Below are 22585 nucleotides of genomic sequence, written 5' to 3' on the forward strand. Positions count from 1 at the left end.
ACGCCTTGGTGCATGGCGCAATATCGCGTCGTACAAACAAGGCGGTCGCGCGCGTCTGCCACAGGCGTTACTGGCCCGAAACAAACGTAGGAGCGAGCGCAGCTCGCGATGCGCCGCGCGGGCGGCGCTCGATCTACGCCCCACCGAAGAGCCCAACCCGAGCCTCTAGGCTTAACTACGCAATGCGGCCCTTTGTGCTGCGTCACTCAAGCTTGAGTTCTTTCTTCACCAACCCCAGCAATTTCCCCAAATCCACTGGTTTCAACAAAAAGTCCACTACCCCCAGGTGCATCACGTCGACCGCCTCTTTTACATCGGTGTCGCCCGACACCACGATGATCGACAGCGCCGCGCGCTCCGACTCACGCACCTGGCGGATCAACTCCAGCCCATCACTGGGTTGCATGCGCAGGTCAGTGATCATCAGCGCGATACGCGGCTCGTAATGCAGCTTGAGCATCGCCTCCTGGGCGCCGTCAGCCGTCATGCACTCGATGCCCCGGCTTTTGAGGTACAACTTCAGCGCCTCGCTGTTGACCGCGTTGTCATCGACGATAAGCACCACCGGACTGGCCGCTACCGGCGCACTCACCACGGCCAATGCCTCTCGTTCGGCGTCGCTCAGGATGTCGTCATGCTCAACCATGGTCGTCTCGTCAAAAAAATCCCGCTCAATCGTTAGGACCGCAAAAACCGCGTAACTAGGCTCGCCTTTCGTCGGCGTTTTGACACACTCTGCTCACTAGACTTACGTCCAATGGGCACCGCAACGCTGCGAGCCGACCATGGGGGCCAAGAACAACAAGGTCGGCACCTATATATAGATATATATAGTCCGGCGCAGCGATACGGTCAGCGTCATGAGTAAAAAGGATGCCTACAGCCAGGCGGGTAGAACGGCAGTACTGCAGAATATCCAAGGCACCTTGCAGTTCCTGCAGCGTTTCCCACCCTTCAATCAGATGGAGCAGAGCCACCTGGCGTTTCTGGTGGAACAATGCCAGCTGCGCTTCTATGCCAGCGGCGAAAGCATCATCAAACCGGCCGACGGCCCCGTCGAGCATTTCTATATCGTCAAACAAGGGCGTGTGGTTGGCGAGCGCCAGCACCTGGTCAAGCCCGGAGTGGAAACCACCTTCGAAATCACCAGCGGCGAATGTTTCCCCCTGGCGGCGCTACTGGGCGAGCGAGCGACGCGCACCGAACACCTGGCAGGTGAAGACACCTTTTGCCTGCAACTGAACAAGGCTGCGTTCATTCGCGTGTTCTCAATGTCGGAGGTGTTTCGCGATTTTGCCCTGCGCGGCGTCAGCAGCCTGCTCGATCAGGTCAACCAGCAAGTGCGCCAGCGCGCCGTGCAAACGCTCGGCACCCAGTACTCGCTCAATACCCCCCTGGGCGAACTGGCCATGCGTCACCCAGTGGTGTGCACCCCTGGTACGCCGCTGCGCGAGGCCGTGCGGCTGATGCATGAACAGCAGGTGGGCAGCATCGTGGTGATCGACCAAGCGCGTTATCCCGTGGGCATTTTCACCCTGCGTGACCTGCGCCAGGTGGTAGCCGCCGCCGATGCCGAGCTGGGCGTACCGATCGAGCGGCACATGACGGCCAAGCCGTTTTTCCTGAGCCCCAAGGCCAGCGCCTTCGATGGCGCCATGGCAATGACCGAACGGCACATCGCGCACGTCTGCCTGGTCGAGAACGGCCGCCTGTGCGGGGTGGTGTCGGAGCGCGACTTGTTCTCCCTGCAGCGGGTCGACCTGGTGCATCTGGCGCGTACCATCCGCCATGCGCCGCGCCTTGATGCGCTGATACAGCTGCGCGGCGATATAGGCCAACTGGTCGAGCGCATGCTCGCCCACGGCGCCTCATCCACCCAGATCACCCAGATCATCACCCTGCTCAACGACCACACGGTGTGCCGGGTGATCGAGCTGGCCATTGCCGAGCGCGGCGACCCCGGTGTGCCGTTCAGCTGGCTGTGCTTTGGCAGCGAAGGGCGCCGCGAGCAGACCCTGCACACTGACCAGGACAACGGCATTCTCTTCGAAGCTACTGACGACAACGAAGCCGACACCCTTCGCGCACGCCTGTTGCCTTTGGCGCAGTACATCAATCAGTGCCTGGCCCAGTGCGGCTTCACCCTGTGCAAGGGCAACGTCATGGCCGGCAACCCAGAGCTATGCCTGTCGCGCATGCAGTGGGCACGGCGCTTCGCTGGCTTCGTGCGCGAGGCCAGCCCGCAAAACCTGCTGGAATCGAGCATCTACTTCGACCTGCGCGTGGTCTGGGGCGATGAGCAAGGCGCTGAACAACTGCGCCGGCAACTACTGGATCAGGTGGCAGAGAACCGTATATTCCAGCGCATGCTGGCCGATAACGCGCTGCGCCAGCGCCCCCCGGTGGGCCGCCTTCGCGAGTTCGTACTGACCCGTCAGGGCAACGACAAAGCCGCCACCCTGGACCTCAAGGTTCAAGGCCTGACACCCTTCGTCGATGGCGCTCGCCTGCTAGCCCTGGCCAATGGCATTGGCACCTGCAATACAGTGGAGCGTCTTCGCCAGTTGGTTGCCAGCGGTGTGATCGACGCCCTCGACGGCGCCGCTTACGAAGAGGCCTACCATTTCATTCAACAAACTCGCATGCAGCAACACCAACGCCAGAGCCGCGGAAACCTGCCCTACTCCAACCGCCTCGATCCAGACAGCCTCAACCACCTGGACCGGCGCATCCTGCGCGAATCCCTGCGCCAGGCCCAACGCCTGCAGAGCAGCCTGGCCTTGCGGTATCAGTTATGAGCCTGTTCACCTGGTTGCGCCCCGCCGCGCCCATGCTCGATGAGGCCCTGCGCCAGCGCCTGGCACGGCTGCCCAAAGCCAAGCCACTGGGGGTCTGCACGCTGCGCGAGCAACGTTGGGTGGTGCTCGACCTTGAGACCAGCGGCCTGAACACCAATCGTGACCAGGTGCTGTCGATCGGCGCCGTGGCCATCGACGACGGGGCCATCGATTTTGCCCAGCAGTTCGAGCGCACCCTGCACCGCCCTGAGCAGAAAACCAACGCCAGTGTGCTGATCCACGGCTTGGGGCCAAGTGCCCTGGCCGCTGGCTGCGACCCTGCCGAAGCCTTGCTCGATCTGCTGGAGTTCATCGGCGACAGCCCAGTGCTGGCATTCCATGCGCCGTTCGATCAGCGCATGCTGGCGCGTGCGCTACGGGAAAGCCTGGGCTATCGCTTGCAATTGCCGTTTCTCGACGTAGCGGAACTGGCACCGATGCTCAACCCCGATACCGTTATGCGCGAGGCAGGGCTGGACGACTGGGTGTCGCGCTTTGGCCTGCAGGTGGACGAGCGCCACCATGCCAGCGCCGACGCGCAGGTCACAGCGGAGCTTGCGCTGATCCTTTTCAGCCAGGCCCGTCGCCAGCAGCTCGACAGCCCCGTGCAGCTGGAACAGCGGCTTGCTGGCTGGAGGCGGCGTAAAGCCAACATCCATGGCATGTGAAGGTGCATAGTTCTGTGTCGGCCTGTGCGCGGTCAAACCCTGCCCACAAGCAGGCATCAACCTCCAGTCCTGCGCTGTCTACTTGGGAGTGGGTTCACCCGCCCATGGCCCAGCACAGACGAACCTGTAAACCAATGATGGCAATCCGATAAGCGTCCATTGCACCCCACCCATCGCCTCTGCAACAATCGCGAATAATTATCGTTAGTTAATGCATTCGTTCCGGGGGACGCTGCATGCCACCTGCCCACAGCCCACACACCGAGCTGATTGGATCGCTGTATCGCGATCACCGCGGCTGGCTGCATGCATGGCTGCAGCGCAACCTGGCTTGCCGTCAACGGGCCGAAGACCTAAGCCAGGACACGTTCGTGCGCCTGCTCGGTCGCGAACAACTGCAAACCCCGCGCGAGCCGAGAGCGTTTCTCGCCGCTGTGGCCAAAGGCCTGATGTTCGACCATTTCCGCCGCGCAGCGCTGGAGCAGGCTTACCTGTCGGAGCTTGCGCAGTTACCCGAGGCCGAACAGCCGTCCCCGGAACTGCAGCATCTGATTCTCGAAGACCTCAAAGCCATCGACCGTCTGCTTGGCAAGCTGTCGAGCAAAGCTCGCGCGGCATTCCTGCACAATCGCCTGGATGGCATGGCCCATGCCGAAATTGCCGAGCGCCTGGGTGTGTCGGTATCGCGCGTGCGCCAGTACATCGCCCAAGGTATGCGCCAGTGCTACGTGGCCCTGTATGGGGAGCCCACGTGAACAACGCACCGGTTTCATCCCAAGTACTGGAAGCCGCCATCGCCTGGAAAATGCGCCTGGACAACGCCAGCGGCACACAAGACCTGCCCTGCGCGTTCATCCGCTGGCATGCCGCAAGCGAGGAGCACGCCCGCGCCTGGCGGCAACTGGGCGCCATGGACCAGCGCGTCAGCGCAGCCGCAGGCCCGGCACGCCAGGCGCTGATACAGTCACGTGCCGGGCTGCGTCGGCGCATCGGCAAGGTCGGCAGTGGGCTGGCCGGGATGGTTCTGCTCGGCGCGTTACTGGCATGGGTCGGCATCCCGTCATTGGCGCCCAGTTACTGGCTGGCCGACCAGCGTACCGCCACAGGCGAGGTACGTACCTTGCGCCTGGCGGACGGTACGCTGCTGAGCCTGAACAGTCACAGCGCGGTCGATATCGACTACCACGGCGAGCAACGCCTGATCGTGTTGCATCAAGGCGAAATTTCGGTCGAAACCGGCCATGGCGACCCGCGCCCGCTGTTGGTGCGTACTGAGCATGGTCGCCTGCGGCCACTGGGCACACGCTTCCTGGTGCGCCGTGAAGGCGCTGGCACGCGCCTGGAGGTACTGCAGGCATCGGTGGCCGCCATGGCGCGCAATAGCGGCGATGAACAGGTGCTCAACGCTGGCCAGCAAGTACTGATGGGCAAGGATGGCTTGGGCCGCGTAAGCCCAGTGCCCGCGGGGGCCGATGCCTGGACCCGTGGCATGCTGGTGGTGGATAACGTACGGCTGGCCGAGCTGGTCGAACAGCTTGGCCGCTATCGCAGCGGCCACCTGGGGGTGGCCGATGAAGTGGCAGACCTGCGCGTAACCGGCAGTTTCCCGCTGGCCGATACCGACCTGGCGCTGGCCTCCCTGCTGCCGGCGCTGCCGGTGAGGATCGAGCGGCACACGCCTTGGTGGGTGAAGATCGTGCCCAAGTGAACCGGTAAGGGTTAGTTCGCGTCAACCCGCCGCCCCGCAGAGCATTGCAGTATGGGGTGAATGCCCTGCCTGCCAGTGTCAACCTCATCGCGGGTGAACCCGCTCCGAGCAAAGGCTCTTCAGATCAACTTCAACCTGAGCAAGCAGGAATAGCCGCAAAAGGGCCGCGCAGAAAACGTAGATTCAAATAATTCTCACTATTTTTCCGATTGCCCCTATCACTTCTGGAGTTTCGCTCGGCAAGGATGCAGTTAGCTCTTATCCGTCGAGGAACCGCTGCATGTCTCGTGCCGTTGATCGCATCCTGCGTCCCAGCCTGATAGCCCTGGCCATCGCCCTGGCTGCACCATTGTCCAGTACCGTCCTGTTCGCCGCCGAGCAGTCCGGCCCCCGCGCCTACAACCTGCCCGCCGCACCGTTGGCCAGCACCTTGAACCAGATCGCCAGCCAGTCGGGCATCGCCCTGGCCATCGACCCAGCATTGGTCAGCGGCCGAACATCGGCCCCGGTCAAGGGCCAGTACGATGCCCTTGGCGCCTTGCAGGCAGCCCTGCTTGGCACCGGTTTGCAGCTGCAGCAAAGCAGCGTGGGCAGCTACAGCCTGATCGCTGCACCAGACGGCACACTGGCTCTACCGGAAACCACGGTGAACGCCGCCAGCACATTCGAAAGCGCTTGGGGCCCGGTCGAGGGTTACCTGGCCAAACGCACCGCAGCCGGCACCAAGACCGATACTGCATTGGTGGAAGTACCACGCTCGATCTCGGTGGCCACCCGCCAACAGATGAACGACCGCGGCGTGCACAGCCTGGATGATGCCGTGCGCTACATGCCTGGGATCGTCTCGGCCAGTTTCGGCAGTGATACCCGCTATGACTGGATGCGCGTGCGTGGCTTCGAGCCAACCCAGTTCCTCGACGGCCTGCCGCTGCCACGTGGTGTGTATGCCAACCCGAAGGCTGAAACCTGGAACCTCGACCGGCTGGCCCTGCTGCGTGGCCCGGCTTCCTCGCTGTATGGCCAAACCCCGCCCGGCGGCCTGCTGGACATGGTCAGCCGCCGCCCGCAAGCCCAAAGCGCCCACGAAATCGAAGTGCAGTATGGCAGCGACAACCACCGCCAGATCAACTTCGCCAGCACCGGCAAGGTCGATGAGGAAGGACGCTTGCTGTATGGCGTAAGCGGCGTGGTGCGCGATGGCGGCACGCAGATCGACCATGTCGACGACAAACGCTACAACATCGCCCCGAGCCTGACCTGGAATATCGACGAAGACACTTCACTGACACTGCTGAGCCAGTTCACCCGTGACGATACCGGCGTTACCAGCCAGTTCCATCCTATCCAGGGCACCAAGCTCGACTCCGCGTTCGGCAAGGTTTCACACCACAAGAACCTGGGCGATCCGAACTACGAGTTCTACGACCGTACCTACTACGCGCTGGGCTATGCATTCGAACATCGCATCAACGATGTTTGGCAGTTCCGCCAGAATCTGCGCTACACCAAATCAGACTTGGCGTTCCAGGCTGTGACCGTCAATAGCTACATCCCAGGGCTTCCAGGCTACGAGTTGGACGCTGACGGCAACATTGGTCGCGGTACCACCAATGTCGATGAAGACATCAGCCAATTTGCGGTCGATAACAACTTCCAAGCAGACTTCAGCACCGGCGCGATAAGCCACACTCTGTTGATCGGCCTGGATCACCAACGCATCAATACCAATTACCTGGCAATCTTCGGCACGGCACCGAGTGTCAACGTCAATAAACCCGAATATGGTTTGCCGATCACGCGCCCGGATCGTTCGACCGCCTTCTACGATTACGACCAAAAGACCCGTCAGACTGGTCTTTATGCTCAGGATCAAATGGCATTGGGCAACTGGCGCCTGACCTTGGGCGGTCGCGAAGATTGGGTGCACACCGGCACCAAGTTCTTCAATCAGGGTGATGCCACCAGTACCGAAAGAGACAAGAAGTTCAGCGCCAACGCGGCCATCAGCTACGTGTTCGACTCGGGCTTGGTGCCCTATCTGTCCTATGCAGAGTCGTTCCAGCCAGCCAGCAACGCCGCCGTATCTGCCACCGACTCGTTCAAACCGACCGAAGGCAAGCAGTGGGAGCTGGGTATCAAGTACCAGCCACCGGGCTCCAATACCCTATTGTCGGCAGCCGTGTATGACCTGACGCAGAAAAACGTCTCGGTCACCAACAATGTTGGCAACGTGACCATCACCAGCCAGACCGGCGAGGTCAAGGTTCATGGCCTGGAACTGGAAGCAGTATCCGACGTCAGCGAAAACCTCAAACTGACCGCCGCCTACACCCTGGCCAAATCAGAAGTGCAGGATGGTCTGTACAAAGGCAACCGCCTGCAACTGATGCCCAACCAGCAAGCCTCGTTGTGGGCCGACTACACCTGGCACAGCGGCGTACTGGACGGCTTCGGCATTGGCGGTGGTGCACGCTACACCGGTAATACCTATGGAGACCAGGCCAATACCTACCTGGGCAAGGCCAATGCCTACACGGTGTTCGATGCCTCGGTACATTACGACCTGGGGCGTCTGAGCAACAGCTTCAAAGGCGCGTCGGTGGCGGTCAATGCGACCAACCTGTTCAACAAGGACTACCTCTCGACCTGTGACTCTTACTATTGCTACTACGGCGATGAGCGCAGCGTCGTCGCCAGCGCTTCCTACAAGTTCTGAGTGAAGGGGGCCGCTCGCCGGCCCCGGTTCCAACAGACATGATTCGGTACCGTGATGAAAAGCCCCACCATCCGCCGCTGGTCGATGATCCATACCTGGAGCAGCCTGGTCTGTACCCTGTTCCTGCTGTTGCTGGCGCTGACCGGCCTACCCCTGATCTTCCACCACGAACTCGAACACCTGCTCGGTGACGCTGCCCAACTCCGCCAGATGCCGGCAGGCACTGCGCACCTGGACCTGCAACAGCTGGTCATCGAAGCCCAGAAATACCGGCCAGGCGAAGTCGTTCAGTACCTAGGCTTCGACGAAGACGAGCCAAACGGCGTGCTCACGATCACCGCCGCCACGGCCGGCACCGAACCCAATTCGTCGCATACCTTCATGCTCGACGCCCGCACCGGCGAACCGGTGGCGATGCCCGCCGCAAACGGCGGCTTCATGATGCTCATGCTGCGCCTGCACGTAGACATGTTCGCAGGGCTGCCAGGCAAACTGCTGCTGGCCTTCATGGGAGTGCTGTTCATCGTCGCGATCGTGTCGGGCACGGTGCTCTATGCGCCGTTCATGCGCCGCTTGGATTTCGCCACCGTGCGTCACGACAAGTCCCGCCGCCTGCGCTGGCTTGACCTGCACAACCTGATCGGCGTAGTCACCCTGGCCTGGGCATTGACCGTGGGCGTGACCGGCGTGATCAGTGCGCTGTCCGACCTGGTCATCGCCGCCTGGCGCAATGACAGCCTGGCTGCGATGGTTGCGCCCTACCAGGATGCCCCAACACTGACCGAGCGCGCCCCGGCCACAGCGCTGCTGAGCATCGCCGAGCGAGCGGCACCAGGTATGCGTGCGGATTTCATCGCCTTCCCCGGCACCCGTTTTTCCAGCGAGCATCATTACGCCGTATTCATGAAAGGCGCCACGCACCTGACCTCGCACCTGCTGACGCCGGTGCTGATCGATGCCCGCACGCTGCAAGTCACCGCCGTCGGTGAGCGCCCTTGGTACATGGATGCCATGGGCCTGTCGCAGCCTTTGCACTTCGGTGACTATGGCGGGCGGCCCATGCAGATACTCTGGGCCGTGCTCGATGGGTTGACCATCATCGTGCTCGGCAGTGGCCTGTACCTATGGTTGGGCAAGCATCGTCGCACCAGGGAGGCCAAGGCATGAGCCACCGATCGCGCTCCACCGCCAGGATCTTTCTCTGGCCCGCCGCCATCGCCTTGTTGTGTGCGCTGGGCCTGTTCGCCGCACTGTTGGGTGACGGCGCCTGGGACATGCTCGCCTGGCTGGGCCTTGGCCTGCCGGCAGCCTTGAGCCTGCGCGCCATGATTCGCTGAGGTAGCGGATTACCCCATGGCCTGCGCAGGCCCAGGGCAGCATGCCCGCTTCCAGACACCCGGAGCGGACCATGCTACCCCTGCAACGTATCGAATTTCTTCACAGCCAGGTGCTGGCGCTACTGGCGACGATGCCCGTGGCCAGCGTGCCACTGCCTTCGCGCCAGCAGCTGCATGGCGAACTGGCCGCCTTCTGGGCGGCCACCGACGGCCAGGGCCGTTCACGCAGCACGCGCCTGGCCGACATACGCCGGGCGATGATGCACGCCGAAGCGGACCTGCGCGTGGCCGATCAGACCTTGAGCGTAGAACTGGCCACCACCCTTAGTGTGTTCCTTGACCTGCCTTACGCGTGGCAGCGCCACCACCAACCCCTGGCGGGGCGTGCCCAAGCTTATAGGCCGATACTCGCCCGCTCCCGCCCAGCATGGCGGGCCGCGTTACCCGGCCTATTCGTGATCGCCACCGGTCAGCCCGAAGGGCAAGACCTTCAAGCCCAGCAGGTAACCGGCCCGGTGTTGCTCTGGGGCCTGGCCCAAGGCCTGGAGAGCTATCCATCGCTGCAGGCCCTGCACCAGGAGTTGTGCGAGCGCCTGGATGACCCGCTTCAGGGCGGCCCATTGCTGCACCTGCTGGTCGAGCCAAGCCAGATCGAAAACGCCCGCCAAGCCGATCGCTTGCGCTACGAGTGGTACGCCGACGACCCGCTGCAGGCACAGGTCGAACAATTGCTCGCCAGCCAGCGTCTGCGCCTGAACCAGGCCTGGCCGGCGCTGCAGGATGCCAGCCCGGAACAAGCTGCGCAGACGCTGAGCGAGGCTTTGGCACTGCAAACGCAGGCCGGGAGCAAGGCTCTGCTCGATACCCGCTACGCGGCGCTGCTGGAAAAGAACCTGCCCAACTGGCTCAGCTCAGCAACCCCTCAGGCGCTCGCGCACATCATGCAAGGTATGCAGGAATTGGTGGCCATCGGTGAGCAAGTCGCCGCGCCCGGCATCCTGACCCTCAGGCAGTTTCAGCACCACGATACCTTGCGGCACTGGGCCAGCCAGCGGGTGCAGGAGCGTCTGCGCAACGACCTGGGCCTGCTCGCGCAGCCTTCGAGCATTTACGTGCATGTTACGCATACCCGCCAGACCGGGCCTTGGCTGAACCCGTTACAGCCCTCCGCCCATGTGACCTGGCGAGGTTTCGAACGAGTGGGAGGGGAGTTGATCGAGGCCTACCGCACAAGTTACACCCTGGATGAACTGGCGGTACGCAACGTGGCATGGTTCGACTTCGACTATTGGCTCACTGCACGGGTGACCACGACCGGGAGCACGCCTCTGCCGGCCGAACTCAATCCGGGCTATATCAAAGCGTTGGTTCGGCAGCTGAACGTTGGGGACGGTTACGCCAGCTATCTACGCACGCAGTTGCTCGATACCCCGCTGGGGCGCTGGCGCCTGCTGGCTCACAGCAAGGTCAACCGCGCACGCATGCGCGCCGAGGTAGCCAAAGCACGCTACGCCGGGCACTTGAGCAGCGACTGGTCGGAACGCCATTACCGCTGGGTGCAACAGGTGCTGGCACAGCCGCACAACGCGCTGCGGCCCAAGGTGGATGGGCACAAGGTAGTGGCCCGGCAGGTGCTGATCGAAGGCCATACCGCCCAGGGCTTGTTGCTGCTTGCCAGCGAATCGGCCAACGACTCAAGCTTCGTGCTTTATACGCCGAGCGCACCCGACCGCCGCGCCTGGCGGTCATTCGCCAGCCCACGCGCCCTGCTGCGGATGCTGCGAAGCAAGCCGCGGCTGCGTGACTACATGGCCCAGCGCCTGCCGCTACTGCCCGCCACACAGGTCCAAACCCTGCTGGTCAAGGGGCAACTGAGCAAAGCGTTGAGCACTCCGGCCATCGAAGACGACCTGTTCCATGCCTGCTACATGGCTGAGGTGCGTGCTGCACTGGCCACTGCCGATGCCCACAGCCACAGCACCGGCGAAGTTGATATCGAGCAAGCGCTGAAATTGGGCTGGACCATGCTCGACCTGATCAGCATGTTCCTGCCATCCAGGGTCATGATTCCGCTGGCACTGGGGCGCATGGCGCTGGAAATCTGGAATGGCGTACAGGCCTACCACGAGGATGACTTGAACGCCGTACTCAGCCAAGCCTACAACGCCCTTAGCCACCTCAACGATGCCGGTACCAGCCTGGCCAGCACCGGGTTGATGCGTCGGGTATTGCGCGGCATGCCCAAGCAGCCGCCGTTGCCACTACCGCTGCGTTTCAGCGTAACCCCTGCAACGAGCAATCTGCGCTATCACATCGAGGGTGTATACGGCGAACAGGTGTACGAGAAAGAGTCGGCCATCGAAGGGTTGTCCGAATATTTCATACAGGATGCCCAAGGGCGTTATTACAGGGTTACTTTCGACGGCCGGCGCTGGGGCGCGATCGACCCTGCCAGGCCGGACGCCTACCTGACACAGCCCGTCAAGCGCCTGGCTAATGGTGAGTGGGTGATCGACTCACCGCTGCTGTGGTACGACGGCCTGCCGGATCTGACGCGGCTGCTGGGCGATTGCCGCCTGCAGCAGCCCTTGAACGGCGTCGCTACCGGGGAGGCCAACGGCTTGTTCAGCACCCAAGAGCAGCTGTATCTGCAGACCACCGCCGGTCAGCTGCCGCTACGCCGCCACCTGCTGCCCAACCTGTATCACCTGCCGATACCGGGCGCCGAGAACGCCGGGGTCACCCCTTGGGCCGTGCTGCGCTGGCAGGACAGCCAATGGCGCATTCGGGTGCGCCAAGCCGGGCGCAGCAGTGACTGGCTTGCCCTGCCCGAGGCTTACTCGGCCAGTTTAGGCAGCAGCCGCTCAAGCCGCTGATGCAAGCCACTGCCACTGGGCCAGTTGCGCAATAGCCTTGCTCGGTCACGGGCAAAGGCCGAGGCGAAGCTGAGCTGGGTGGCGTGTTGGCACATGGCGTCCAGGTCGATCAACGACCATTGGCCCTTGTCCCAGAACAGGTTGTGCCCCTTGAAATCACCATGGCTGATGCGTTCACGAATCAGCTGGTGCATCAGCCGAACCAGAGCATCGACCTGATCATCGGGCGCATCGCCGTTATCCACATAGGGCGCAAAGCATGCCGTCAGGTCGGGCCCATCGACGTACTCGGTAACCAGATAGGCACGGCTGCGCAGGCCCAGCACACGTTGCTCCAGTACCGCCAACGGGCGGGGCGTGGCGATGTCGAGAAATGCCAGGCGATTGCCTTCGATCCACGAGTGCCAGGCCCGGCTCGGGCGCCAGAAACGCTTGAACCAATGGGCGGTGTTCTTGATGTTGTAGCGCTTGAGCACCAGCTTGCGGCCGTTGATCTCGATACGGGCGACGCTGGCTGCACCACCGGTTTTGTACAAATGGCCCTGGTCGATGAGCTCATCGGCCTGCGCCAATACCGGCAGCATGGCATCCACTTCTTCGCGGCGGATCGCCTGCAGGCCCGAAAGGCTGCGTTGCACACTGAACAGGCTGCACTCGCGACCGGCTTTTTCCAGGTAGTCCTTCTGCCGCCAGTTGCGCACCTTGTCCACCTGCTTCTGCAACGCTTCCAGCGGCAGGGCATGCTCGGCGTTGGCTAGCAGGTAATGCACCAGCAGCTCCTCGAGGAACGGCTCCAGGCGCTTGGGTAACTGCGCGAAAAACACCCCGAGGTTTTCCAGAACGCGAGGGCGTGAAAGCTGTTGGCCTGGCGTTTCGGCCTTGATCCCGGCGCCGTCGATCAAATAAAGCTTGCCGCCGTGGCGCAGCAGGTTATCCAGGTGCAGGTCTTCCTGCCACAGGCCTTTGGCATGCATCTGTGCCACAGCGCCAAGGGCTTCGCCCAGCACCGCCTGCTGCTCGTCAGCCAGCACTGGCAAGTGCTGCACCGCGGCCCAGGCATCGGCCAGGCTTTCAGCGCCGTCCAGGAATTCGAACAGCAACCAGCCACCCTCACCCTCGGTAAGGCCATCGGCCAGCAGACGCGGCGTGGTCAAGCCCTGTTTGGCCAACAGTTTCACGCCATCGAGTTCGCGCTGAAAATGCCGCGCAGCGTTGCCACCAACCAGCAGCTTGGCCAGCACCGGAATGCCGCGCCACACGCCTGCGCCCACGTAACGCTGCCCAGGCAGCACGCGCAGCAGGCTCAGTAACTGCAGGTCAGCCGTCCCGGCGGCATCGGCCAGGGTAATGTTCAGGGGCAGCGACGGGCTGCGCCCAGCCGCTTTGAGTTCAGACAAACGCATCAGCGAGCCTCTTTTTCACGACGGCGTAGCGTCAGGCGTTGCAGCCAGGTGCCAACCAAAGGGCTTTCGGCAGGTTGTTGCAGGTAGGCGGCGAGCAACTGGCGCACCTCGGCTGCCCCCCAGACCGTAGCCCGGCGCAGCAGTGGTTCCAGATCACGCAGGCGATCACGCATGCCGAACAGCAAGGGCCGGGTCTTTTCCAGGTCGATCAACTGCGCTTCCCAACCCTCGCGGCGCTGGCGCAGGAAGATGTGCTTGGGATAGAAGCAACCATGAACCTGGCCGGCACCATGCAGGGTGCGCGCAAGTTGGCCACAGGCCTTGAGAATGCCGGCCTGAGCCACTTCATCGAGCTGCGACCACTGGCCCAGCAGGCTTTCGAGGTCACGCCACTCGTCCAGCGCACGGGTCATCAAGATCGCCCGGTGCTCGCCATTGTGCTTACGCTCGCCGTAGTACACCGCCTGCAAGGCAGGAATGTGCAGCTTTTGGTAGCGGCTGATGTTGCGAAATTCGCGGGCGAAGGTCGGTTCGCCGAACGGTCGATGCAAAGTACGGGTCAGGTAATTGCTCTGGCGCTTGAGGTAATAGCCTTTGCCTTCGAGCTCCAGGCGATAGACGCTGCTCCAGCCTCCGCGGCCGGTATTGGGTTCGTCCACGGCTTCCAGCTGCAAAGCCCACAACGCCTCGAAGTCATTCAAGCCATGGCGTTTGAGCAACGCAAGGTCCGCGCTGGCCAGGTAATCGGTCATTCCCTTCCCTCGAAAAAGCTCAGCACCTGACGAATGCGGCGCTTGTCGCGCGCAGTCAGGCGTCGGCGCCCACGGTATTGCAGATAGAAACGCAGGCGCTGAGTGGCCGTCAGGTGATACTTGGCTACCTTGTCCAGGCAGGCCAGGTCTTTGATCATGCGATGACGCCACATGAAGCCCCGCCAGAAGTCGCCGGTCGGGCAGTCGATGAAGAACAGCGTGCCCAGATCGTCGACCAGCAGGTTGCGCCATTTCAAGTCGTTGTGGGCGAAGCGGTGCTCATGCATCACCCGGGTGTGACGCGCCAGCTGGCGGCTGAGCTTGTCTACCCAGACGCGGTCGGCCAGGCGTGGGTCGTTGCGCTCGGCCAACGCCGACAGGTCTTCGGTACGCGGCAGTTCACGGGTGATCATGGCCCCTCGGCCGAATGCCAGGCCCTTGCGCTCCAGGCCCCAGGCCACCACCTCGGCCGTGGGAATCTCCCACTTGGCGAACTGCTTGAGGTTCTGCCATTCCGCCTTGATACGGGGCCGGCCCAGATAGCGGCGCATGTGCTTGCCCGCGCCAGTGTAACGCTTGACGTAATAGTTGACCCCGCCACGCTCAACACGGATGACCTCGCTCAGCGGGTCGCGCGTCAGGTGCTCGCCCTTCAGAGCGAACACCGCATCGAGGCTGCCGAAGTCCGACGCCAGATGTTCGTAGCCCGGCGCCAGTGTCCAACCCGACATCAGAGTGCATCCCCATAGCGTTGCTTACGATCGTAGAGTTTCTGCGCTTTGGCTTCGAGCCAGCCGAGCAGCGCGGCTTCTTCGGCCAGCACCTGGCGCAGCGGGCGCTGGAAGTAACCGCGCAGAAAGCGCAGCTTGTCGCGCCGCGTAAGGCCGATATCCAGCGCCGAGAAGTAAAGCGCTGCCAGGTCCTTGTCGCGCCAGCGGCGGCTGATTTTCGCTCGGGTCTGCGCGCGGTGCAGGTCGATCACCGACAGTTTGAAGTCTTCTGGCGTCACCGGCCGATCAGTGTGCAGCAGGAAGTGGCAGATATAGCAGTCACGGTGGTTGACCCCGGCGCGATGCATGCCGCCGGTCATCTTCGCCACCTCAGCGATCAAGGCACGCTTGAGCCGCGGTGCAGGCGGTTGTTTGACCCAATCGATGCTGAAGTCTTCCAGGCTGATGGTCGGCGCCAGCTCCTGGGTGATGATGAACGAATGCTGGCTGGCCGGGTTGCTGCCTCGCTCCCCGTAAGCCACGGCAGTCATGGTCGGCACGCCTGCCTCGTGCAGGCGCTCGATGGCCCGCCATTCCTGGCCCGCACCGAGCACCGGCAACTTGGCGCTGAACAGGTTCTTGAAGATCTCGCCCCAGCCGATGCCGCGGTGGATCTTGACGAAGAACCCTTCGCCGGCCACTTCGGTACGCAACGTGCGGCGCCCTTCCAGCTCGCGGTAAACCTCGCCTTGCAGTGCCTCCACGGCTTCGAAAGGGTCACGCCCAGCCCACAACTGCTTGAAGGGTTCGGCCAGTATCAGCTTCATGCGCTCTCCTGCCCCAGAATCACATCGGCAGCATGCTGCGGCATGCTGTAGAGGTCGGCGCTGTCGGCAAAGGCCAAGCCATTGCGCGACCAGTTGGCGCGGGCCTGCCCATCGTCGAGCATGCGCTTGAGGTAGTCATTGAGCTGTTGCTGTTCAAACGGCTCATCCAGCACCAGGCCACTGTCGGCTTCGGCAATGTAGTGGGCGTAGCCGCACACCTTGGAAACCAGTACCGGCAAGCCAGCCACCAGCGCTTCGAGCAGCACCGTACCGGTGTTCTCGTTGTAGGCTGGGTGAATCAGCAGGTCGGCGCCCAGCAAAAAGCGCGGAATGTCGCTGCGGCCCTTGAGGAACTGCACCTGCTCGCCCAGGCCCAAAGTGGCGCTTTGCAGCTGGAACACCTTCGGGTCGTCCTGCCCGATGACCATCAGCCTGGTCCGCTTGCGCAGTGCCGAGGGCAGCGCGGCCAGAGCCTTGAGGCTACGGTCGACGCCCTTGGTCTTGAAGCCTGAACCGATCTGCACCATCAGCAAGTCGTCATCGCCAAGGTTGAACTCCTTGCGAAATTCAGCGCGGATTTCGGCGGCGTTGGCCGGCGCGCGGCGATCCTGGGAGATGCCAGGCGGCAGCAGATGGAAGCGCTCCACCGGGGTGGCGTAGTGCTTGATGAACAGCGGCTGCTGCACCTCGGAAATCATCAGCACTTGAGTGTGTGCATCCTTGGCGAACACGGCGCGCTCATACTCGGCGAAATGCCGGTAGCGCCCCCAGCGGCGGTACAGCCCACCGCGCAGGGTTTGCGCCTTGTCTTCGAAGCAGCCATCGGCGGCGTAGTACACATCCAGCCCCGGCATCTTGTTGAAGCCGATCAGGCGGTCGACCGGGCGTTTGGCCAGGTCCGCTTGCATCCAGGCGGTGAGTTTCTCGTTACGCCGATGGTTGAAGAGCGCCTTGACCGGCGCCACCAGCACTTCAAAGCCTGGCGGAATGTCACCCTCCCAGATCAGCGTGTAGACACGGATCTGGTGGCCCCGCTTCTGGCACTCCAGGGCAATGCGCATGAAATCGCGCTGCAGCCCGCCGAAGGGGAAATACTTGTAAAGCACGAAAGCCAGTTGCATCAACGAACATCCTCAGCCAGCAGCAGCGCGCTCAGGCGGCTCGCGACATGCTCGGGATTCAAGCGAGTGAAGCACAGCGGCCACTCGCGTTTCAGATCGAACCGGCGCAGATCTTCGGCGCTCGGTTTATAGGTGCATTTCTTTTGCAGGCACGGCGCGCAAGGGAAATCGCTGGCCTGGTGAACCTGCACGCGGCCATAGGCGCCGGTAAGGCCCGGGTTGGTTGGGCCGAACAGGGAAATGGTCGGAACATCCAGTGCCGCGGCCAGGTGACCGAGGCCGGTATCCACCGCCACACACGCTTTAGCCGCCGCCAGCACGCGGGCGACCCCGGCAAGGTTCAACTTGGGGAGCACCTGGCAATTGTTCAAGCCTTGGGCGATGCGCTCGGCCCGGGCTTTCTCCGCCGGGTTGCCCCACGGCAGGCGCACCTGCAGCTTGCGCCTGCCTAGGCGTTCAGCCAGTTCGCGCCAGTAGGCCTCGGGCCAGTGCTTGGTCGCCCATGTGGTGCCGTGCAGAAACACCACGTAGGGCGCAGCCGCAGGCAACTGCAGGCGATCCAGGTCTAGGCCATAGTTGCCGATGCCCTCTGGCAGGTCGTAGGCCAATGCCATGGCGAACAACTGGCGCACCCGCTCCACCGCATGCTGGCCGACGGCAACCGACAACGGCCGGTCATAGAAGCGGCTGGCCCAGCCTTCGCGGGCTGAATAGCGGTCAAGCCCGGCAACTGGCGCCTTGACATAGCGGGTCAGCCACGCCGACTTGACCAGGCCTTGGGCGTCGATCACCAAGTCGTACTTGCGTGCGCGCATGCGCTGTTTGAAGGCCTTCCACTCGCCGCTCTTGATCGTCTGCCAGAGGTTCTTGCGCCAACGGCGGATGGCCACGGGAATCACCTGATCCACCGCTGGGTGCCAGCTGGGGATCTCGGCAAAGCCCTCTTCGACCACCCAGTCGAACTGGATGCCAGGGATGGCGTGGGCGGAGTCGGTCAATGCCGGCAAGGTGTGGATCACATCACCCAGCGACGAGGTCTTGATGATCAGTACCCGCACTTAGTCGACCTCTGCCACGGCATCGATCAGGTTCGGCCCACCCAGGCTGTGCAATGCGGCAATCACCCTGCCAGGCTCCAGTAGGCGCAGGCAGTTGTAATGGCCGAAGCGGCAGGTGCGGTCGAAGCAAGGGCTGCACTCGATGCCGGTGCGTACCACTTCCACTTGCTCGGCCAAAGGCGGCGTAAAGCCTGGTGAGGTAGAGCCATACACCGCGACCAACGGGCGGTTCAGCGCGGCAGCCACGTGCATCAGCCCCGAGTCGTTGGACACCACGGCATCGGCGCAGGACATCAGGTCGATGGCCTCGGCCAACGAGGTTTCCCCGGCCAGGTTATACGACTCTTCCCGCAGCCCTGGAATGAGCCGCTCGCGGATCTGCTCCCCCACTGGGTGGTCGTTCTTCGAGCCGAACAGCCACACTTGCCAGCCTTGGCGGATCATTGCCTCGGCCACAGTGGCGTAGTGCTCGGCGGGCCAACGCTTGGCCTCGCCGAACTCGGCGCCAGGGCATAGCGCCAGCAACGGGCGATCCAGCGCCAGGCCGAACTTGGCCAGTGCCGCCTCGCGGCTTTGCGCTTGGATCTGCAGGCGTGGCCGTGGATACGGCTGCGGCAACTCGGCACCCGGCGCGTAGGCCAATGCCATGAAGCGCTCGATCATCAGCGGATAGCGGGCCTTGTCCAGCTTGCGCACGTCGTTGAGCAGGCCGAAACGCATTTCACCGCGCCAGCCCGTGCGTTTGGCAATGCCGGCAAAGAACGGTACCAATGCCGACTTCATGGAGTTGGGCAACAGGATGGCCTGGTCGTACTGGCCAGCCAGGGACTTGCCGATGCGCCGGCGGGTTGCCAGCTCTAGCGCGCCGTGGCCGAGCGGGAAGCTCAAGGCCTGGCGCACCTCGGGCATGCGCTCGAGGATCGGCCGGCTCCACTCAGGTGCCAGCACGTCGATCACGCAGTCCGGATGCTGCTGTTTCAGGCACTGGAACAGGGTTTGCGCCATTACCATGTCGCCGACCCAGCTGGGGCCAATGATCAGTATTCTCATGCTTAGTCCAGAAACGCTCGGGGAGGCTACAGGCTGCGTAAAGCCTGGCCTCCCCTCTTTATATTCAGGCTATGTGGCGGACAGTGTACCACTCGGGCAGATCCCTGGCTGATCGCAGACCTGTGGGAGCGGGTTGCCCCGCCAACACGGGCCAAGCCCGTGCCAGGCACCGCGGTGCCTTCTTCGCAGGTAAACCCGCCCCCTCAAGAGCTGCGGTGTGCTCAGGTCAAACCCAATTCACCCCAGATCCGCCGCACCTGGCGCCGCTCATCGGCAAACTGCGCCGCATCGATCACCCCGGCCTGCTTCTGCAGGGCCTGGCGGTGCGACGCCGAGCGGAACGCCTTGTACACCTCACGCAACAGTACCGCGTCACTGGCCGGCATCAAACCTGCCTGCTCCAGCTCTTCCAGAATGCGGATGTTATCGGTCCATCGGAGTATGGCCGGGTGCTCGTGTGACCAGGCCAAAGCGGCGTATTGCACCATAAATTCGATATCGACGATACCGCCGGCATCCTGCTTGATGTCGAACGCCATGCCGGCATCGAAGGCATTGGCAGCGGTGCCTGCTGCGGTGGCTTTGGTGCCGAGGTTGTCACGCATCTTGGCGCGCATCTCACTCACTTCGCCGCGCAACTTGGCAAGGTCGCGGGGCTGGCCCAGAACCTTGGCACGCACAGCCTCGAAGCCCTTGGCCACTTGCTCGCAGCCCACCAACACACGGGCGCGCACCAGCGCCTGATGCTCCCAGGTCCAGGCCTCGTTCTGCTGATAGCGCTCGAATGCCCCCAGCGAACTGACCAGCAGCCCTGCGGCGCCGGACGGGCGCAGACGCATGTCGACCTCGTACAGCTGGCCAGAGTTGGTCTGGGTGGTCAGCAGGTGGATGATGCGCTGGCCCAGGCGGGTGAAGAATTGCGCGCTGTCGATGGGCTTGGCGCCATCGGTCTCTGCTTGCGGGTCACCATCGTGGATGAACACCAGGTCCAGGTCCGAACCATGGCCCAGCTCCAGCCCGCCAACCTTGCCGTAGCCGATGATGACGAAGCCTGGGTCGCACAAACTGCCGTCGCTGCGCTTGGGCTGGCCGTGGCGGGCCACGGTCTGGCGCCAAGCCAGGGCGAGCACCTGGTCAAGAATCGCTTCGGCCAGCCAAGTCAGGTAATCGCTGACTTTCATCAAAGGTAGGTTGCCGCTGATTTCCGATGCCGCCACCCGCAGGCTGTGGGCCAGCTTGAAGTGACGCAAGGCTTCCATCTGCTGTTCCAGGTCATCCTCGGGGATGCGTGTCAGCCGCTCGCGCAACTCGGCAGCCAGCTCCGGCGCCAACGGTGGGCTGAACAGGCGGCCCTCGTTGAGCAGCTCATCGAGCAGCAATGGATAGCGGGCGATCTGTTCGGCGATCCACGGGCTGGCCGCGCACAGGGTCAGCAAGCGGCGCAAGGCGCCGGGGTTTTCGGTAAGCAGAACCAGATAGGCCGAGCGCCGCGCCACGGCCTCGACCAGTGGTAACACGCGTTCGAGCACCAGGTCGGGGTTGTCGTGCTCGACCGCCTGGGCCAGCAGACGGGGGATGAAGGCATCCAACCGCTCACGGCCGATGCGCTGCATCGAGCGCAATTGCGGGCTGGCACGCAGAGCGGCCAGGCGGCGCAGGGCTTCGGCCGGCTGTTCGAAGCCGGCCTCTTGCAACTGTCGGCCGGCCGCCTCTTCATCCTGGGCCTGCTCCCACAGCGGCGACCATTCGCCACCCACCACCAGCTCGCCTTCGCCTTCATCCTCGTCCGGGTCGGCGATGACCTGGCGGAAGTGCCAATCCACGCGGGTTCGCCAATGCATCAGTTGTGCATGAAAACTTTGCCAATCGGTAAAGCCGAGCATGTAAGCGACACGCTCCCGGTCCAGCTCATCCTCCGGCAGCATCTGCGTCTGCCGGTCGGCAATGGCCTGGATGGCGTGCTCGGTGTAGCGCAGAAACTCATAGCCTTCGCGCAGCTCTGCCACCACCGCAGGCGGCAGGTAACCCTGGCCTTCCAGTGTCGCCAGCACCTTGAGCAGAGGCCGCTGCTGCAGGCTCAGGTCGCGACCACCGTGGATCAGCTGGAAGGCCTGGGCGATGAACTCGACTTCGCGGATGCCGCCAGCGCCCAGCTTGATGTTGTCGGCCATGCCCTTGCGCCGAACCTCCTGCTGAATCAGCTGCTTCATGGTGCGCAGCGCTTCGATCGCCGAGAAGTCGAGGTAGCGCCGGTACACGAACGGGCGCAGCATCTCTTGCAACTGGGCGCCAGCAGCCTGATCACCGGCCACTACCCGCGCCTTGATCATCGCGTAACGCTCCCAGTCGCGGCCCTGGTCCTGGTAATACTGCTCCAGCGCATTGAAGCTCAGCACCAGCGCGCCGGCCGAGCCGTAGGGGCGCAGGCGCATGTCGACCCGGAACACGAAACCGTCGACGGTGACCGGGTCCAGGGCTTTGATCAGGCGTTGGCCAAGGCGGGTGAAAAATTCCTGGTTGTCCAGCGAACGCTTGACCCCTTGTGTCTCGCCGCCCTCTGGGAAGGCGAAGATCAGGTCGATGTCAGACGACAGGTTCAGTTCCACCGCCCCCAACTTGCCCATGCCCAGCACCACCATGTGTTGTGCCTGGCCGCTGCGGTTGCCGATGGGGGTGCCGAACTGCTGGCAGTGACGCGGGTACAGCCACTGGTAGGCTTCGTCGATGGCGGCGTCGGCAAGGTCGGACAGGTCGCGGCAGGTTTCGCCCAGCTCGGCCTGGCGGGTGATGTCACGCCAGATGATGCGCAGTTGCTGGCGGTTGCGCTCGCGGCGCAGGTTACGCGCCAGTTCCTCTTCGCTTTGCGCGGCCTGGGCCGCAGCGCTAACGTGCCCACGCAGTTCGCCGGGCGCGTACCGGCGGTCCAGCTCACCGCTGGCGAGCAGGGCGAACAGCATCGTTGGCTCGCGTTGTGCCAGGCCCAGCACGAAGGCACTGGCGGCGGCCACCTGGTCGAACTGCTGGCGGTGCAGCGCCGGCCACGATTGCAGGTCGAGTTCAGCGTGGCCCGCCACCGCATCGCTCAAAAACTGCTGATTGCGTACGACCAACGGTTGCAGTGAAACAGGCAGTGCGGGCGGCAAAGGCAGGCGCATGGTCTATCCTTGATCGGCGTGAAATGAAGGGGAAAAAGCGACCGCGAGGTTGCCGGACCACGGTTGGACTGTCGTACAAAAGTTGGAAATAGCTGAAAAAAACGAATCATTGGCAAGAAACATCACGATCCACCTGTTCGCTGCACACCGCCAACCAACATGAACGATTTTCCTCACAAGCCGAGGTGCGACCAAACGTCGCATTTGTGTAGTTTTACTACTACCCATAAGCTGCAAAAGCATGAAATGCCCGAGCAAATGTAGTAAAACTACACGGCGCCGGGAGACACCCCGGTAATCCAAGAATTCACGACGTCTGCCCATAAGGCCAGTCGCAAACTCAGGCCCCCGATTCTGGTGGCCTTTC

The 22585-nt window shown here is 63.0% G+C and carries 17 protein-coding genes; 8 read left to right on the forward strand and 9 right to left on the reverse strand.

The annotated features are described in order from the left end of the window. Nucleotides 1-202: 202 nt before the first annotated feature. Entirely contained in the window at nucleotides 203-646 is a 444-nt protein-coding gene (locus tag ACK59H_RS17235; protein WP_060477427.1) for a response regulator, read from the reverse strand. 214 nt (nucleotides 647-860) lie between these two features. On the opposite strand from ACK59H_RS17235, the gene ACK59H_RS17240 reads away from it, so the two are divergent. The 8 genes from ACK59H_RS17240 (at nucleotide 861) to ACK59H_RS17275 (ending at nucleotide 12142) form a co-directional block, all read left to right on the forward strand. Further along, nucleotides 861-2798 carry a DUF294 nucleotidyltransferase-like domain-containing protein gene (locus tag ACK59H_RS17240; protein ID WP_409264667.1) on the forward strand — a complete coding sequence of 646 codons (1938 nt, stop codon included), beginning with the start codon at nucleotides 861-863 and terminating at the stop codon, nucleotides 2796-2798. Further along, nucleotides 2795-3505: a PolC-type DNA polymerase III gene (locus ACK59H_RS17245; RefSeq protein ID WP_060477425.1), complete on the forward strand. Its 711-nt coding sequence runs from the start codon at nucleotides 2795-2797 to the stop codon at nucleotides 3503-3505. Before ACK59H_RS17240 ends, ACK59H_RS17245 begins: the two co-directional genes overlap by 4 nt. A 236-nt stretch (nucleotides 3506-3741) precedes the next feature. Beyond that, nucleotides 3742-4260 (forward strand): RNA polymerase sigma factor, encoded by a 519-nt coding sequence (locus ACK59H_RS17250; protein WP_060477424.1) that lies wholly within the window; start codon nucleotides 3742-3744, stop codon nucleotides 4258-4260. Beyond that, nucleotides 4257-5213, forward strand: coding sequence for a FecR family protein (locus ACK59H_RS17255; RefSeq protein ID WP_060477423.1), 957 nt, complete (start codon nucleotides 4257-4259; stop codon nucleotides 5211-5213). Before ACK59H_RS17250 ends, ACK59H_RS17255 begins: the two co-directional genes overlap by 4 nt. 280 nt (nucleotides 5214-5493) lie before the next feature. Next, entirely contained in the window at nucleotides 5494-7929 is a 2436-nt protein-coding gene (locus ACK59H_RS17260) for a TonB-dependent siderophore receptor (protein WP_409264668.1), read from the forward strand. Between the two features lie 54 nt (nucleotides 7930-7983). Then, nucleotides 7984-9096, forward strand: a complete 1113-nt coding sequence (locus tag ACK59H_RS17265; RefSeq protein ID WP_060477421.1) for a PepSY-associated TM helix domain-containing protein — start codon at nucleotides 7984-7986, stop codon at nucleotides 9094-9096. Next, nucleotides 9093-9266, forward strand: a complete 174-nt coding sequence (locus ACK59H_RS17270; RefSeq protein WP_186478603.1) for a hypothetical protein — start codon at nucleotides 9093-9095, stop codon at nucleotides 9264-9266. Before ACK59H_RS17265 ends, ACK59H_RS17270 begins: the two co-directional genes overlap by 4 nt. Nucleotides 9267-9337: 71 nt before the next feature. After that, nucleotides 9338-12142 carry a dermonecrotic toxin domain-containing protein gene (locus ACK59H_RS17275; protein ID WP_060477420.1) on the forward strand — a complete coding sequence of 935 codons (2805 nt, stop codon included), beginning with the start codon at nucleotides 9338-9340 and terminating at the stop codon, nucleotides 12140-12142. Here the strand turns inward: ACK59H_RS17275 and ACK59H_RS17280 are convergent. The 8 genes from ACK59H_RS17280 to glnE all read right to left on the reverse strand — a co-directional run bounded on the left by ACK59H_RS17280 (nucleotide 12103) and on the right by glnE (nucleotide 22218). Then, complete coding sequence (locus ACK59H_RS17280; RefSeq protein ID WP_409264669.1) at nucleotides 12103-13545, reverse strand: lipopolysaccharide kinase InaA family protein; 1443 nt, start codon at nucleotides 13543-13545, stop codon at nucleotides 12103-12105. The genes ACK59H_RS17275 and ACK59H_RS17280 overlap by 40 nt on opposite strands. After that, entirely contained in the window at nucleotides 13545-14297 is a 753-nt protein-coding gene (locus ACK59H_RS17285) for a lipopolysaccharide kinase InaA family protein (RefSeq protein WP_186478600.1), read from the reverse strand. Before ACK59H_RS17285 ends, ACK59H_RS17280 begins: the two co-directional genes overlap by 1 nt. Then, on the reverse strand, nucleotides 14294-15028 hold the full coding sequence (locus tag ACK59H_RS17290) for a lipopolysaccharide kinase InaA family protein (protein WP_397468673.1): 735 nt from the start codon (nucleotides 15026-15028) through the stop codon (nucleotides 14294-14296). The genes ACK59H_RS17285 and ACK59H_RS17290 overlap by 4 nt, the downstream gene beginning before the upstream one ends. Next, entirely contained in the window at nucleotides 15028-15834 is an 807-nt protein-coding gene (gene rfaP / locus ACK59H_RS17295) for a lipopolysaccharide core heptose(I) kinase RfaP (RefSeq protein WP_060477416.1), read from the reverse strand. Before rfaP ends, ACK59H_RS17290 begins: the two co-directional genes overlap by 1 nt. Further along, nucleotides 15831-16955, reverse strand: a complete 1125-nt coding sequence (locus ACK59H_RS17300; RefSeq protein ID WP_207937670.1) for a glycosyltransferase family 4 protein — start codon at nucleotides 16953-16955, stop codon at nucleotides 15831-15833. The genes rfaP and ACK59H_RS17300 overlap by 4 nt, the downstream gene beginning before the upstream one ends. Beyond that, entirely contained in the window at nucleotides 16955-18013 is a 1059-nt protein-coding gene (gene waaC / locus ACK59H_RS17305) for a lipopolysaccharide heptosyltransferase I (protein ID WP_409264670.1), read from the reverse strand. The genes ACK59H_RS17300 and waaC overlap by 1 nt, the downstream gene beginning before the upstream one ends. Continuing rightward, nucleotides 18014-19063, reverse strand: a complete 1050-nt coding sequence (waaF, locus tag ACK59H_RS17310; RefSeq protein ID WP_060477413.1) for a lipopolysaccharide heptosyltransferase II — start codon at nucleotides 19061-19063, stop codon at nucleotides 18014-18016. Nucleotides 19064-19284: 221 nt separating this feature from the next. Further along, nucleotides 19285-22218, reverse strand: coding sequence for a bifunctional [glutamate--ammonia ligase]-adenylyl-L-tyrosine phosphorylase/[glutamate--ammonia-ligase] adenylyltransferase (gene glnE / locus ACK59H_RS17315; protein ID WP_409264671.1), 2934 nt, complete (start codon nucleotides 22216-22218; stop codon nucleotides 19285-19287). Between the last annotated feature and the right edge of the window lie 367 nt (nucleotides 22219-22585).

Origin of the sequence: Pseudomonas sp. KCJK9000, from assembly GCF_046230725.1 — a bacterium.
In the GTDB taxonomy this organism is placed as follows: domain Bacteria; phylum Pseudomonadota; class Gammaproteobacteria; order Pseudomonadales; family Pseudomonadaceae; genus Aquipseudomonas; species Aquipseudomonas promysalinigenes.

What these genes read in the sequence shown, in the direction of transcription:
- ACK59H_RS17235 (WP_060477427.1), bottom strand. Translation starts at nt 646, where the DNA reads ATGGTTGAGCATGACGACATCCTGAGCGACGCCGAACGAGAGGCATTG.
- ACK59H_RS17240 (WP_409264667.1), top strand. Translation starts at nt 861, where the DNA reads ATGAGTAAAAAGGATGCCTACAGCCAGGCGGGTAGAACGGCAGTACTG.
- ACK59H_RS17245 (WP_060477425.1), top strand. Translation starts at nt 2,795, where the DNA reads ATGAGCCTGTTCACCTGGTTGCGCCCCGCCGCGCCCATGCTCGATGAG.
- ACK59H_RS17250 (WP_060477424.1), top strand. Translation starts at nt 3,742, where the DNA reads ATGCCACCTGCCCACAGCCCACACACCGAGCTGATTGGATCGCTGTAT.
- ACK59H_RS17260 (WP_409264668.1), top strand. Translation starts at nt 5,494, where the DNA reads ATGTCTCGTGCCGTTGATCGCATCCTGCGTCCCAGCCTGATAGCCCTG.
- ACK59H_RS17265 (WP_060477421.1), top strand. Translation starts at nt 7,984, where the DNA reads ATGAAAAGCCCCACCATCCGCCGCTGGTCGATGATCCATACCTGGAGC.
- ACK59H_RS17270 (WP_186478603.1), top strand. Translation starts at nt 9,093, where the DNA reads ATGAGCCACCGATCGCGCTCCACCGCCAGGATCTTTCTCTGGCCCGCC.
- ACK59H_RS17275 (WP_060477420.1), top strand. Translation starts at nt 9,338, where the DNA reads ATGCTACCCCTGCAACGTATCGAATTTCTTCACAGCCAGGTGCTGGCG.
- ACK59H_RS17280 (WP_409264669.1), bottom strand. Translation starts at nt 13,545, where the DNA reads ATGCGTTTGTCTGAACTCAAAGCGGCTGGGCGCAGCCCGTCGCTGCCC.
- ACK59H_RS17285 (WP_186478600.1), bottom strand. Translation starts at nt 14,297, where the DNA reads ATGACCGATTACCTGGCCAGCGCGGACCTTGCGTTGCTCAAACGCCAT.
- ACK59H_RS17290 (WP_397468673.1), bottom strand. Translation starts at nt 15,028, where the DNA reads ATGTCGGGTTGGACACTGGCGCCGGGCTACGAACATCTGGCGTCGGAC.
- rfaP (WP_060477416.1), bottom strand. Translation starts at nt 15,834, where the DNA reads ATGAAGCTGATACTGGCCGAACCCTTCAAGCAGTTGTGGGCTGGGCGT.
- ACK59H_RS17300 (WP_207937670.1), bottom strand. Translation starts at nt 16,955, where the DNA reads ATGCAACTGGCTTTCGTGCTTTACAAGTATTTCCCCTTCGGCGGGCTG.
- waaF (WP_060477413.1), bottom strand. Translation starts at nt 19,063, where the DNA reads ATGAGAATACTGATCATTGGCCCCAGCTGGGTCGGCGACATGGTAATG.
- glnE (WP_409264671.1), bottom strand. Translation starts at nt 22,218, where the DNA reads ATGCGCCTGCCTTTGCCGCCCGCACTGCCTGTTTCACTGCAACCGTTG.